Source organism: Rossellomorea sp. DA94 (assembly GCF_029834455.1).
Classification (GTDB): Bacteria; Bacillota; Bacilli; order Bacillales; family Bacillaceae_B; genus Rossellomorea; species Rossellomorea vietnamensis.
In genome coordinates this window covers 37501-51756 of sequence record NZ_CP122397.1, presented here as the reverse complement: position 1 = coordinate 51756, position 14256 = coordinate 37501, and the positions used below count along the sequence as shown (strand labels likewise).

Annotated in this window: 13 protein-coding genes and 2 rRNA genes (1 of these 15 only partly in view); 1 reads left to right on the top strand and 14 read right to left on the bottom strand. The window is 44.2% G+C overall.

The genetic code is table 11. The annotated features are described in order from the left end of the window. Window positions 1-8 precede the first annotated feature (8 nt). Window positions 9-776 (bottom strand): TatD family hydrolase, encoded by a 768-nt coding sequence (locus P8596_RS00260; protein WP_061810601.1) that lies wholly within the window; start codon window positions 774-776, stop codon window positions 9-11. Window positions 777-1098: 322 nt separating this feature from the next. After that, the gene (gene metG, locus P8596_RS00255) at window positions 1099-3060 is read right to left on the bottom strand and encodes a methionine--tRNA ligase (RefSeq protein WP_254652742.1); all 1962 of its coding nucleotides are present in this window, start codon (window positions 3058-3060) and stop codon (window positions 1099-1101) included. Window positions 3061-3551: 491 nt separating this feature from the next. Between metG and P8596_RS00250 the strand changes: the two genes are divergently transcribed. Continuing rightward, entirely contained in the window at window positions 3552-3833 is a 282-nt protein-coding gene (locus P8596_RS00250) for a transition state genes transcriptional regulator AbrB (protein ID WP_034762946.1), read from the top strand. Between the two features lie 56 nt (window positions 3834-3889). Here P8596_RS00250 and rsmI read toward each other — a convergent pair whose 3' ends face one another. The 12 genes from rsmI to P8596_RS00190 form a co-directional block, all read right to left on the bottom strand. Further along, complete coding sequence (rsmI, locus tag P8596_RS00245; RefSeq protein ID WP_279725478.1) at window positions 3890-4762, bottom strand: 16S rRNA (cytidine(1402)-2'-O)-methyltransferase; 873 nt, start codon at window positions 4760-4762, stop codon at window positions 3890-3892. Between the two features lie 20 nt (window positions 4763-4782). Next, window positions 4783-5544, bottom strand: a complete 762-nt coding sequence (locus tag P8596_RS00240) for a tRNA1(Val) (adenine(37)-N6)-methyltransferase (protein ID WP_279725477.1) — start codon at window positions 5542-5544, stop codon at window positions 4783-4785. A gap of 249 nt (window positions 5545-5793) precedes the next feature. Beyond that, a complete protein-coding gene (gene yabA / locus P8596_RS00235) occupies window positions 5794-6168 on the bottom strand; it encodes a DNA replication initiation control protein YabA (RefSeq protein WP_061810606.1) in 375 nt (124 codons plus the stop codon). A 14-nt stretch (window positions 6169-6182) separates the two neighbouring features. Then, the gene (locus tag P8596_RS00230) at window positions 6183-7010 is read right to left on the bottom strand and encodes a PSP1 domain-containing protein (protein ID WP_098438567.1); all 828 of its coding nucleotides are present in this window, start codon (window positions 7008-7010) and stop codon (window positions 6183-6185) included. Window positions 7011-7017: 7 nt separating this feature from the next. Further along, window positions 7018-8001: a DNA polymerase III subunit delta' gene (gene holB, locus P8596_RS00225; RefSeq protein ID WP_224522388.1), complete on the bottom strand. Its 984-nt coding sequence runs from the start codon at window positions 7999-8001 to the stop codon at window positions 7018-7020. 17 nt (window positions 8002-8018) lie between these two features. Next, window positions 8019-8459, bottom strand: coding sequence for a YaaR family protein (locus tag P8596_RS00220; RefSeq protein ID WP_229597134.1), 441 nt, complete (start codon window positions 8457-8459; stop codon window positions 8019-8021). 17 nt (window positions 8460-8476) lie between these two features. After that, entirely contained in the window at window positions 8477-8806 is a 330-nt protein-coding gene (locus P8596_RS00215; protein WP_034762933.1) for a cyclic di-AMP receptor DarA, read from the bottom strand. 135 nt (window positions 8807-8941) lie between these two features. After that, a complete protein-coding gene (gene tmk / locus P8596_RS00210; protein ID WP_279725476.1) occupies window positions 8942-9574 on the bottom strand; it encodes a dTMP kinase in 633 nt (210 codons plus the stop codon). A gap of 15 nt (window positions 9575-9589) precedes the next feature. After that, window positions 9590-11005, bottom strand: a complete 1416-nt coding sequence (locus tag P8596_RS00205) for an aminotransferase class I/II-fold pyridoxal phosphate-dependent enzyme (protein WP_279725474.1) — start codon at window positions 11003-11005, stop codon at window positions 9590-9592. A gap of 166 nt (window positions 11006-11171) precedes the next feature. Beyond that, on the bottom strand, window positions 11172-11372 hold the full coding sequence (locus tag P8596_RS00200; RefSeq protein WP_224522392.1) for a sigma factor G inhibitor Gin: 201 nt from the start codon (window positions 11370-11372) through the stop codon (window positions 11172-11174). 562 nt (window positions 11373-11934) lie between these two features. Next, window positions 11935-12051, bottom strand: a 5S ribosomal RNA gene (rrf, locus tag P8596_RS00195). 102 nt (window positions 12052-12153) lie between these two features. Continuing rightward, window positions 12154-14256, bottom strand: a 23S ribosomal RNA gene (locus P8596_RS00190) (it continues 833 nt past the right edge of the window).

The window sequence follows — 14256 nt, the reverse complement described above, 5'->3', positions numbered from 1 at the left end:
ATCTGATGTCAGTTTATGTTGAATAATTTTATTGCGTTTTCTGTTGTGATCCTTTCTACTTCCTCCAAAGACACTTCTTTCAATTCCGCGATTTGTTCCGCTACAAGCTTCACGTAAGCCGGTTCATTTCTCTTCCCTCTATACGGATGAGGAGCGAGATAAGGACAATCGGTTTCAATCAGAAGCTTCTCAAGCGGGATTTCTTTAGCCACATCTTTAGGTTTCTTGGCATTCTTGAACGTTACGGGACCTCCAAGGGAAATATAGAAATTCATTTCTACACATTCTTGAGCGATTTCAGGACTTCCACTGAAGCAGTGCATGATCCCTCCTACTTCCTCCGCTCCTTCTTCCCTGAGAATATCCACGATATCCTGTGTGGCTTCACGGTTGTGTATGACGATCGGGAGTTTTACTTTCTTAGCTAGTTGAATCTGTTTTCGGAATACTTCTTTTTGAACATCCTTGGGGGATTTGTCCCAATGATAGTCAAGCCCCATCTCCCCTATAGCAACGACTTTAGGGTGCTGTGAAAGTTCTTCTATCCAAGCTAAATCCTCATCATTCATATCAATTGCATCCACTGGATGCCACCCGATTGCGGCATATAGAAAATCATATTGACCAATGAGTTCCATGGCCCGATTAATGGTCGGACGGTCAAAGCCGACAACCACCATTTTTTCGACTCCAGCTTCTCTTGCCCTTGACAATACCTCCTCCAGATCTTCGTCAAATTGTTCAGCATTCAAATGAACATGTGTATCAAATAGCATATAAGACACTCCTTGTAATAAAGATAAGTTTAATATAAAAACGCATGACAAGCATCACATTCATGTAACATTCATATTACATATTATGGTTTACTTGGATATTTTTTATTTACAGAGTTCCCGTTACAGTCACACTTCATTTTATCTATTTTAGTGACAGAACCAAAATCATCTGTTTACCCCTCTTTTTTAACTATACTGATATAATTAATTTTCTTAATTAAAAACTACCATTCACCGAATTCATTATATGCATATTGCATATAATAAAGGGATGTTCCACGTGGAACATCCCTTTATTTCATCTATCACAAAGAATCATTTATTTAACTTTTGTTCCATTTGGTAAAGACTGATCGATGGAAGCAAGAGATAACGTTCCACTTTCTTCTCCGGCAAGAATCATTCCTTGGGAAAGTTCCCCGCGAAGTTTTACCGGCTTCAGATTCGTTACGCAGATCACTTTTTTCCCAACGAGCTCGTCCGGCTGATAGAATTTCGCAATTCCCGATACAACTTGACGTTTTTCATAGCCTAGATCCAATTGCAACTTTAGCAGCTTATCGGCTTTTTTAACCGGTTCCGCTCCAATCACCTCGGCTACGCGAAGCTCGACTTTCATGAAATCGTCAATCCCGATTTCCTCTGAAGCTTCCGGTGCGGAAACTTCCTTCTTCTCTTCCACGACAGGAGCAGATCCCTGCATTTTCTCTTTAATAAAGGCTACCTCTTCCTGTAGTTCAAGACGCGGGAAGATAGGCTCCCCTTTTTTGACTACTTCGGTGCCTGCCGGAATGGCTCCGAAACGCTCAAGGCTTTCCCATGTGTGCATGTTTTCATCATGCAGATTCAGCTGCTCGAAGATCTTCTTAGGTGTTCTTGTCAAGAAAGGCTGTAAGAGGACTGCCACTCTTCTTAATGATTCAGCCAAGTGACTCATCACACTTCCCAGTTCTTCCTTCTTGCTTTCATCCTTTGCAAGGGCCCATGGCTGTGTTTCATCAATGTACTTATTCGTACGGCTGATTAACTGCCAAAGGCTGGACAGTGCAACTGAAAACTCCATATTTTCCATGGCTTCTTCATATTTCTTCACCGTCTCATTGTTCATATCCAGGAGTGCTTGATCAAATTCACCGTCAGAATCAACATAAGTTGGAATGACCCCATCGAAGTATTTATTGATCATAGCCACTGTCCGGTTCAATAAGTTCCCAAGGTCATTGGCCAGGTCAAAATTGATCCTCTCAACAAATCCTTCCGGCGTAAAGACACCGTCAGATCCAAATGGTACTTCTCTTAACAAATAGTAGCGAAGAGAATCAAGGCCATATCGATCAATAAGGGTAACAGGATCCACGACATTCCCTTTGGATTTGGACATTTTTCCGTCTTTCATCAGAAGCCATCCATGAGCGAAGACTTTCTTTGGAAGCGGAAGATCCAAAGCCATCAGCATGATCGGCCAGTAGATCGTATGAAAACGGACGATTTCCTTTCCTACCAGATGCACATCCGCTGGCCAATATTTCAAGTAGTTTGCGTCTTGTTCGCTGCCATACCCTAAAGCCGTGATGTAGTTGGAAAGGGCATCGATCCAAACATAAATGACGTGCTTCGGATCACCAGGTACCTTCACTCCCCAATCAAAAGTGGTACGTGAAACAGCAAGGTCTTCCAAACCTGGTTTAATGAAGTTATTCACCATCTCATTCTTCCTTGATTCTGGTTGAATGAACTCAGGATTTTCTTCATAATAAGCAAGTAGGCGATCGACGTATTTACTCATCTTGAAGAAATACGACTCTTCCTTTACTTTTTCAACGGGGCGTCCACAATCAGGGCAATTCCCGTTTTCTAATTGTCTTTCCGTAAAGAAGGATTCACATGGGGTACAGTACCATCCTTCATACTGATCCAGATAAATATCGCCCTGCTGGACAAGCTGGTTGAAGATTTTTTCTACGATATCCTTATGACGCTTCTCTGTCGTCCGGATAAAGTCATCGTAGGATATATCCAACTTCTCCCACAAGTCTTTAATGCCGCTTACAATTCCGTCAACATATGCCTGAGGTGTGATCCCTTCTTCCTCGGCTTTTCTTTGGATCTTCTGGCCATGTTCGTCCGTCCCGGTAAGGTACATGACATCGAATCCACGCATTCTCTTATAACGGGCCATGGCATCACCGGCAACCGTGGTGTATGCATGTCCAATATGTAAATTTCCACTTGGATAATAAATCGGCGTTGTAATATAGAAGGTGTTCAACTTTTCTTCCACTTCCTGTTCCTCCTCATTTTTTCACTTACCCCCATAAACCCAAATCAGACTCCGTATGGTTTATAGTGGCAGGTCTGTTATATACATCCATCCTTGACCTTACCTATCATCTTAACCTCTTATCTCATCAAAATATACCTAAAATAAAGGGTTTCTGCAACTAAACAATGTTGATTGTAAGTTTTGTCGAAAACGACATTGAATTTTGTCGAAATATGTCGAACTTATGCATTAGGTAAAGAAAATTCGACAATTTTATTGAATATTACTTTCATTACAATAATATTCAATTGGTAATACAATTTTTTACAACAAAGCGTAAAGCTTATTATAACAAGACTTAAACATCCATTTATTATTAATAATTTACAGATTTAATTATTGACGAGATTCCTAATCGTTGGTATGATAGTATCAGTTAATGAAATTTGTCGAATATTGACGAAACAGATAGAGATAAATAATCATATTTATTTGGAGGAGATTCTCAAATGAAGTCTACAGGTATTGTAAGAAAAGTTGATGAACTGGGCCGTGTCGTTATTCCAATCGAACTACGTCGTACATTAGGTATCGCTGAGAAGGATGCTTTGGAAATTTATGTGGATGACGAAAGAATTATCTTAAAGAAATATAAGCCAAGCATGACTTGCCAAATCACTGGTGAAGTTTCTGATGACAACATCAAGCTTGCGAATGGTAAATTAGTTCTTAGCCGTGAAGGTGCAGATCAGTTACTGAAAGAAATTCAGGAATCTTTACAATCAAAATAATCCTTTGCTATATGACAGGCCTGAGTCCATTCGACTCAGGCCTTTTTGTTTGGCAGTTATTCCACGTGGTAAGCCTGGTATACTTCCCGTTTAGGGAGGGATCTCTCTTTGGAGACTTGTTTGATGGCTTCCTTTGAGGACATGCTTTCTTCATCTACATAGTGTTGGACATGATCTTGCAGGGAGTAACTGCTCCACCAAGCTTCTTCCACCTCTTGCTCTTGTGGACCTGCCCCTTCGATCAACAAGCAGAACTCCCCCCGCACTTCTCCCTCATTCGCCCATTCGATTACTTCCTCGATTGAACCTCGTATGAACTCCTCGAACTTCTTCGTGAGCTCTCGGCAGATGACGATTTGTCTATTTCCCAAAGCCGCATATAATTCTTTTAATGTTTCTTTTAATCTGTGGGGTGATTCGTAAAGGATAAATGTATCCTCCAAGGATTTTAGGGTTTCAAGCTCAGCTCTTTTGTCTTTTTTTCCTCTATGCAGAAAACCATAGAAGTAAAATGGCTGAGGAGCTAAACCTGAAGCGATGAGAGCCGTAAGGGCGGCATTTGCCCCTGGCAGTGGAATGACGGCAATGTTGTGTTCAATTGCTTCTTTCACCAATTCATAACCTGGATCTGAGATCGATGGCATTCCTGCATCACTGACAAGGGCCACGAGCTCTCCCTTCTCCATTCGCTCAATCAGTTTCTGTCCGCTCGTTTCTTTATTATGTTCATGGTAACTGATGATTGGTGTATCAATTTCAAAGTAATTGCACAGTTTCTTGGTATTCCTCGTATCCTCCGCTGCAATCACCGTCGCTTCCTTCATCATTCGGATGGCACGGAACGTCATGTCCTCGAGATTTCCGATCGGCGTGGGGACAAGATACAGGCTTCCTTTTTCACTGTCCTGAAAACTTTTCTGCTGCTTCATGGTGAATATCACCTCCTGGTTCATGTTTGGTGGTTCGTTTTATGTTTTCCAAATAGCATATCATGTACTTCTTTAGAGTACTCATTCTGCTCATCGTATACATATAAAGGGGGAAGGATCTTTAGGTCCGGTTTCCCATCTTTTATTCCTTCTATTAATATCGTGTTGGCTTCTCTCCCGGGCTTTGGATACACAAAGCGCAATCGTTTGGGCTCGAGACGATGTTTTCTCATCAGTGAAAGGATATCCATCAATCGGCTGGGGCGGTGAACGAAGGAAGCCTTGCCTCCCTGTTTCAGCAAATAGCTGGACGCTTTGATGGTATCCTCAAGGGTGCATAAGATTTCGTGACGGGCAATCGCATAGTGCTCGTTCACATTTCGTTTATCTCCTGGCGGCGTATTGAAATAGGGAGGATTGCATGTAACCACATCATAGTGAGAATGATGGAGGAGTTGATCAATTTCCTTTACATCCCCCATTTTCATCGTGATCTGATGCTGACGGTCATTATACTCGACACTCCGCTGTGCCATATCAACTAGCCGCTCTTGAATTTCCACTCCTGTTATCTGGACATTGGTTCTTGCACTCAGCAATAAGGGGATGATGCCGTTCCCTGAACATAAATCAACCACCTTACCCTTATGAATCGGCAAATAGCTGAAGTGGGCCAATAGGACCGCATCTGTTGAAAAAGAGAAAACGGAAGGACTCTGAATGATCCTCATGTTTTCAGCTAATAAATAATCTAAACGCTCATCTTCTTTTAACTCGACCATGCCTTTCCTCCATTTTTTCTTCTATTATATGTTGTTTTTGCTTTTCGATTGTCCAGCTCCGGCGGCTAGTCCCTCGAGGTCATAAGCTAAATGGTCCAAGAAGGCAAAGAACGCCTTCTCAGCCCATTCATCTTATGCTTGTCGGGCCTGTTCAAGCCGCCTGCGCTTTTCGAATAAAAAGGACCAATCCCACTATATCGTGGATCAGTCCTTTTTATCTGTATTCTGTTCAGAAGAATGAAGTATCCTTTATTTCTTATTTAAGAAAGAAAGGCAGAATAAGCAGTCTTCATCCTTCCGGGGACTTCCGAAATGTATGTTACAAATATGAAATCCTTCCTGGTATAGTCGAGCAAGGTTGTCATAGCCTTCTCCAATATCCAGTGTTTTATCTTCTAAGTCTGACTCACTCGTCGTACCCGCATCGTTGTTTGTTTGTACCTTTTTTGGTGAGTTCTCTGTTTGTTCCAGTCTACGGCGCAAATGTTCATTTTCTAACTTTAGAGAATTATTTTCCTCTAACATTTCAGCTAGGCATTGTTTGAGCTCACCTAATTGATGATACAAGTCACCAATTTGTTGTTCCATGTTACTGACTGAATCAAAGAACTCTTTCTTATCCACGACACTACACCCCGTTACTCTGTGGCTTGGAATGATACGGCACCTTCGTTCATAATTTCATCTAATGTGAATTCCAGAACCCGCTCTTCTTCTTTGATTTCCACCTGAAGAATACGTTCCAGAATATTAAGACCTACCACTTTACCTTTTCCATGAGGTGTCTTAATCACTTCTCCGATATCAGGTAGTTCTTCTTTCGCTGCTTCATACTCGTCATTCTCGTATTTCAGACAGCACATCAAACGTCCGCATAAACCTGAAATCTTCGTGGGATTAAGGGATAGATTTTGATCCTTCGCCATTTTGATGGACACAGGTTCAAAATCCCCTAAAAAGGTTGAACAACACAGCATGCGGCCACAAGGACCAATACCACCCAGCATTTTTGCTTCGTCTCGAACGCCAATCTGACGAAGTTCAATGCGCGTACGGAAAATGGAGGCCAGATCTTTCACCAGCTCCCGGAAATCAACACGTCCATCAGCCGTAAAATAGAATATGACTTTATTACGATCAAATGTATATTCTACATCCACCAATTTCATATCCAATTGATGCTGATTAATTTTATCACAACATACGTTATAGGCTTCCGTTGCAGACGACTTGTTCTCGTCCACGATCAATCGATCTTTTTGATCGGCAATCCGAATCACTTTTTTCAACGGAAGAACTACATCATTTTCTCCGACTTGCTTTCTCTCTACGACTACTTTTCCAAATTCGACTCCGCGGACCGTTTCAACGATTACATAACAATCTTTTTGAATGTCCAAATCACCCGGATCGAAATAATAGATTTTACCCGCTTTTTTAAAGCGAACTCCTACAACATCGTACAAAGGACCATCACCCCTGCAGTTTTAGCATAAGCTGTTCTACTAGCAGCTGCGAATTCATATTGGCGTTTAACTTGCGTTTTGCTTCAAGGATCACCGTCATATTAGTAGAAAGACGATTGGTTGATACTTGAAGTGCGTTGGATTTCCAGTTTTCCTTTTGGTCCGGGTACACGAGCTGCTCTTCTTTTCCTAACTGGATATGAAGTAAGTCTTTATATATTAGAAGTAAAAGATCCAATGCTCGATCGACTTGATCTTTTTCTTTGAAGTGCTGTACAAAATCCTCTTGTATTTTGACCATTGCTTGGAAGGGACTTTTTTGGAGGACTTCATATAATTTTAACACTATTATTCTTGCTTGTGCAAACCACTCATTTTGACATATTTCTACAGCTTCCTCATAATGGTTCGTCAAGTTGGCTGCAAGAGTGGCAAAGTGAGGCGGGATCCCCTCTTCCAATAACTGTTTGGCCAGTTGTTCTTTCGGTAACGGTTTAAATGAAACCGTCTGGCACCTGGAAAGAATGGTCGGCAGGATCCGATGAATATTTTCTGTGATGAGAATCGCGGTTGTATCCGCTAACGGCTCTTCAAGAAACTTTAATAGGCTGTTAGCAGCATTCGCCGTCATCTTATCTCCGTGAACGATAATGTAGATTTTCTTCTTGGATTCTACACCCGTTTTCGAAAATTCTTCTTGCAGACTTTTAATTTGATCCTTCTTGATAGATAGACCATCAGGCTCCACTACATGTAGATCCGGGTGATTCCCGTGATTGATCCTTTTGCAGTTGGAGCAGTCTTCACATGGCTTTCCGTCTACCCGGTTCAGGCATAATAAGGCCTTGGCGAACAGCATGCTCATTTCTTTCTTTCGTGTCCCTTTTTCACCCTCGAATAAATAAGCATGAGCGACACGATCCTTCAATATACTATTCTGCAGCATCTGAAGGACGACTGGCTGAAATGGTTGTATCTCTTCAAACAACATGTCTTAACATCACTCTCTTACATATAAAGATTAATAAGCAGACCTTTTATTTCCCCGATTTTCCCTAATATATCAATTGACTTCTTTTCTTTATCCAATACATCTTCCGTTAATCCGACAAGATGCTGATCCACCGTTTCGACGATATTCAGCTTTCGTCCCTCCCCGTATTGATTCCAGGTATGGGACTGCTTCAAGTCCATTCCGAAGTCGACTGCTTCCCGTACAAACTTCTTGACCAATGTTTTATATTTGGCAAGATCTTTGAATGTCCTTGACTGGGCTAATCGGGTGCCGGCGTCCTCTATCGTCCCAAGAAGCTTATTAAGCTGATCCATCTGCATTTTCTGATCATGTTTCTGAACGAGCTGACCGAACTTCATTTGGCCGGTACTGCCAGTTCTCTGATCTTTCGCCACGCTATCCAAGGACACACGGTGGTCCTGATTAATTTTCATCGTGATCCAACCTCACTTTAAAACTGATGGAATTGTTCTACAGGGAGAACGAATACCGTCGCCCCGCCTACAGCCACTTCTACGGGATAAGGCACATAGGAATCTGCATTTCCACCCATAGGGGACACCGGTGCTACCATTTGATCCCGTGACTGACAGTTTTCCTTAATGACCTGTAAGGCTTTTTCCACACGAATATCCTCAGTACCAATAATGAACGTCGTATTTCCTGACTTCAGAAAACCGCCGGTGCTCGCTAATTTTGTCGAACGAAAATTATGTTCCATCAGGGCATTAGACAAACGATTGCTATCCTTATCCTGTACAACTGCCATAATTACCTTCATGAATGAACTCCTCCGTTATAAAGCCATTTACTTCCTTCTATTATATCATTGAAAAGACTCCAATGCTTCATCTAAAAAAGAGACGGAGGACCAGGCAGCGAATTTTTGCCCGGCAGTCCGTCTCTTCTACTAGTCTCACCTGTTTAAATAACCCGTCACGATTTCATACGCGTCAGCAAATACCGCTTCCTTACTCTTACTGGCATCGATGACTTGAATGCGATCCGGATATTGTTTGATCAACTTCTGATACCCCTCCCGGACGCGAGTATGAAATTCAACCGATTCGAGATCCAATCGATTCACTTCTCTGCCGTTATGCTTGGCAATTCTCTTTAACCCCTCTTCGGGATCAATGTCAAAATACAGCGTGAGATCCGGCATCTTATCCTCAATCGCAAATTGATTGATGTCCATGACTTCTTTCATCCCGATTCCACGGGCATTTCCCTGATAGGCAAGGGAACTGTCGATAAACCGGTCACAAATTACGATCCTGCCTGCCTCAAGGGCGGGGATCACTTTCTCCACCAGATGCTGACGTCTCGCAGCTGCATATAACAGTGCTTCCGTCCGCTTATCCATTTCCGTGTTCTTTGTATTTAATATGACTTCCCTGATCTGCTCAGCTATGGAAATACCTCCCGGCTCCCTCGTCTGGACAACATCCAGGCCATCCTGCAGCAGTTGTTGATATAACTCTGATAATATCGTTGACTTCCCGGCTCCCTCGGGGCCTTCAACGGTAATGAACAATCCTCTTGTCATCTGTTTCCCTCCGCTTTATCGATACACATACACACAGTGGTCAGCCAATCGGTGGTGCCCCTGTATGTTTGCCTTATTCCTTATATATTCGTTCAAACGCCGGATTACATCGGCAGTGATCCGTTCCCCCGGCACCAGTAAGGGGATGCCCGGTGGATAAGGTGTCACCATTCCAGCGGAAACTTCTCCTTCTGCATCGTCCAGGGAAATCAACACTTCCACTTTCCCGTTCATTTCCTCCAGGGTTAATGCAAGGCTGGAAAAAGGGGTTGTCCTTCTCGGGCTGATTATTCCCTCCATAGGAAGGACTTCCACCACAGGCTCATCCTCGAGCGCCTTTTTTATCCTAGCGATCGCTTCCTTATACGGAAACGAAAAATCCTTCTTTACTAAAGGAAGGATCAGAAGTACCTGATTCGGATCAGCAAGTTCAGGGTAGACACCTACAGATTCTAACAGCTCCTTTAGAACATAACCCGTCCGCCCTGCGAACTTCATCATCAGCTTTAATGGATCATGTGCCTGTCGAACAATGAGCTGAGGATGGATCCGTTCAATCCCATCTATAAATTCGCGAATATGCTCAAGTGTTTGATCCAAGTCCTCTTTTAAAAACGTCCCGACATAGGATCTCGCGTAATCAAGAGATGCCATAATCGGATACGAAGGACTACTTGATTGTAGCATAGTTAAATAGTCTTTTACCTTATGCGCATCCACCCGGCTACTTCCAATATGTAAATACGATCCCATCGTCATGGCCGGAAGCATCTTATGAGCGGAATGAACCACAATATCTGCCCCGCACTCCATGGCAGACTCGGGAAAAGGCGTGCCCAATGTAAAATGAGCACCATGAGCCTCATCAATGATACAGATGACACCATGCTTATGACACTCATCTATGATTTCTTTAAGATTGTATGTAAAGCCATAATAAGTCGGATACGTGAATACACAAGCTTTCACATGAGGGAATACGTTCATCGCTTCCTTTATATCCTCCAACCGTATCCCAAGGGCGGTCCCCATGTCATCCCACTCGGTTTCAATGAAAACCGGAACAGCCTTGGCTAGTCTGATGCCGTTCAGCACCGACTTATGACAATTCCGTTGAACAAATACTGTATCTCCAGGTTCACAGGAAGCAAGGATCGCCGCAATATTCCCTACGGTACTTCCATTCACCAGAAAATGACTCACTAAAGACCCATATACATCCCCAAGCAATTCCTCCGCTTCCCGGATCGCCTCATGGGAATCATGTAAATCATCCAAACCACTTAACTCTGTAAGATCCGATTGATAAAATGGCTGATCCTGCACCAATAAACCGTTCTTGTGCCCTGGTACATGAAATGAAATGGGTTGTATGGACCGATGCCTCTCGATCGCCTCAATCAGCGGGGTTCTTGTATGATCTCGCTTCATTCCATCTATCTCCTTAAAGTAAAATATCCATCCATATCGTATCATACCCCTGGGGCACCATGCTTCGGAGAATTCAAATCTTTTTTGGATAAAGGTGAATCAACGAAACTCATAATCCATTGAAACGCTGAAAGCAAAAAAAATCATAACCATGTATACCTTCTGGTTATGAGTAGATTTGAGGAGTATTCACTTTTTTCAGTCTTTGTATGAACGTTTTGTACAAAGGATCATTCGTTTCTGTGTGAACCATTTCCTTTTCACAATCTGTGCAGATAAACGATGTGTATAGATGGATTCCAACCTTCTTCTCAACGTGACAAACGATGCACTCTTCCAAAGCCGCCTTACGTTCCTGATTTACCATCGGGCCCTCCACCTCCATACAACCTATTCTGCCTCAAAACCACTAATTGTATACATAATTATAAACATTTCAACTGACAGAATAATCAAGTGTACTCTAATCTTATGTTGCCGTTAACGTGTCTGTGTATGTCTCTATAAAAAAGATTGTGAAAAGATGTTGGTATATTGGTGACTTGAGATTATGAGTGTATTAGGTTGAGAGATGGAGAGGTTTTTCGAACAAATTTAATTAAAACAAAAAAAGAACAACTCCCAATGAGTTACTCTTTTTTCACATTTGCCTGGCGACGTCCTACTCTCACAGGGGGAGCCCCCAACCACCATCGGCACTGAAGGCTGCGGCTAGTGATGAGCGGCGAATCTCTTTGTCCGCTTCACTCGTTCAGATCCTCGTGTGGGAGCCTGAACGAAGGTCTTCTCTCCCTCGCGTCCTCGACCTTCTTGCTCCTCCCTACCCTCGCACTGCGGTCTAGGAGAGATTTAATAAAACAATCATGTTCTTCGAACTTCAAATCAAAACAAAAAAGAGTAACTCCTATGAGCTACTCTTTTTCTTATTTGCCTGGCGACGTCCTACTCTCACAGGGGGAGATCCCCCAACTACCATCGGCGCTGAAGAGCTTAACTTCCGTGTTCGGCATGGGAACGGGTGTGACCTCTTCGCCATTATCACCAGACGAATATTTAATTGAAGGATTGTTCCTTCAAAACTAGATAAAGGATTGATGTCAAGAAAGCCGAATATCGACCAATTGTTGTTCATATAAATATGACTCTTTGTGGTTAAGTCCTCGATCGATTAGTATCAGTCAACTCCACATGTCGCCATGCTTCCATCTCTGACCTATCTACCTAGTCATCTTCTAGGGATCTTACTCACTTACGTGATGGGAAATCTCATCTCGAGGGGGGCTTCATGCTTAGATGCTTTCAGCACTTATCCCTTCCGCACATAGCTACCCAGCGATGCCTTTGGCAAGACAACTGGTACACCAGCGGTGCGTCCATCCCGGTCCTCTCGTACTAAGGACAGCTCCTCTCAAATTTCCTGCGCCCACGACGGATAGGGACCGAACTGTCTCACGACGTTCTGAACCCAGCTCGCGTACCGCTTTAATGGGCGAACAGCCCAACCCTTGGGACCGACTACAGCCCCAGGATGCGATGAGCCGACATCGAGGTGCCAAACCTCCCCGTCGATGTGGACTCTTGGGGGAGATAAGCCTGTTATCCCCGGGGTAGCTTTTATCCGTTGAGCGATGGCCCTTCCATGCGGAACCACCGGATCACTAAGCCCGACTTTCGTCCCTGCTCGACTTGTAGGTCTCGCAGTCAAGCTCCCTTGTGCCTTTACACTCTGCGAATGATTTCCAACCATTCTGAGGGAACCTTTGGGCGCCTCCGTTACTCTTTAGGAGGCGACCGCCCCAGTCAAACTGCCCACCTGACACTGTCTCCCACCCCGATAAGGGGCGCGGGTTAGAATTTCAATACAGCCAGGGTAGTATCCCACCGATGCCTCCACCGAAGCTGGCGCTCCGGTTTCCAAGGCTCCTACCTATCCTGTACAAGCTGTACCAAAATTCAATATCAGGCTACAGTAAAGCTCCACGGGGTCTTTCCGTCCTGTCGCGGGTAACCTGCATCTTCACAGGTACTATAATTTCACCGAGTCTCTCGTTGAGACAGTGCCCAGATCGTTACGCCTTTCGTGCGGGTCGGAACTTACCCGACAAGGAATTTCGCTACCTTAGGACCGTTATAGTTACGGCCGCCGTTTACTGGGGCTTCGATTCGCACCTTCGCTTGCGCTAAGCACTCCTCTTAACCTTCCAGCACCGGGCAGGCGTCAGCCCCTATACTTCGCCTTACGGCTTCGCAGAGACCTGTGTTTTTGCTAAACAGTCGCCTGGGCCTATTCACTGCGGCTCTCTCGGGCTTGCACCCTACCAGAGCACCCCTTCTCCCGAAGTTACGGGGTCATTTTGCCGAGTTCCTTAACGAGAGTTCTCTCGCTCACCTTAGGATTCTCTCCTCGCCTACCTGTGTCGGTTTGCGGTACGGGCACCTTTTTCCTCGCTAGAGGCTTTTCTTGGCAGTGTGGAATCAGGAACTTCGCTACTATAATTCGCTCGCTATCACAGCTCAGCCTTCGCGATGACGGGATTTGCCTCATCATCAGCCTAACTGCTTAGACGCACATATCCAGCAGTGCGCTTACCCTATCCTCCTGCGTCCCCCCATTGCTCAAACGGAAAAGAGGTGGTACAGGAATATCAACCTGTTGTCCATCGTCTACGCCTATCGGCCTCGACTTAGGTCCCGACTAACCCTGAGCGGACGAGCCTTCCTCAGGAAACCTTAGGCATTCGGTGGATGGGATTCTCACCCATCTTTCGCTACTCATACCGGCATTCTCACTTCTAAGCACTCCACCAGTCCTTACGGTCTAGCTTCGCAGTCCTTAGAACGCTCTCCTACCACTGACACCTAGAGGTGTCAATCCACAGCTTCGGTGATACGTTTAGCCCCGGTACATTTTCGGCGCAGAGTCACTCGACCAGTGAGCTATTACGCACTCTTTAAATGGTGGCTGCTTCTAAGCCAACATCCTGGTTGTCTAAGCAACTCCACATCCTTTTCCACTTAACGTATACTTTGGGACCTTAGCTGGTGGTCTGGGCTGTTTCCCTTTCGACTACGGATCTTATCACTCGCAGTCTGACTCCCATGGATAAGTCTTTGGCATTCGGAGTTTGTCTGAATTCGGTAACCCGATGAGGGCCCCTAGTCCAAACAGTGCTCTACCTCCAAGACTCTTACACATGAGGCTAGCCCTAAAGCTATTTCGGAGAGAACCAGCTATCTCCAAGTTCGATTGG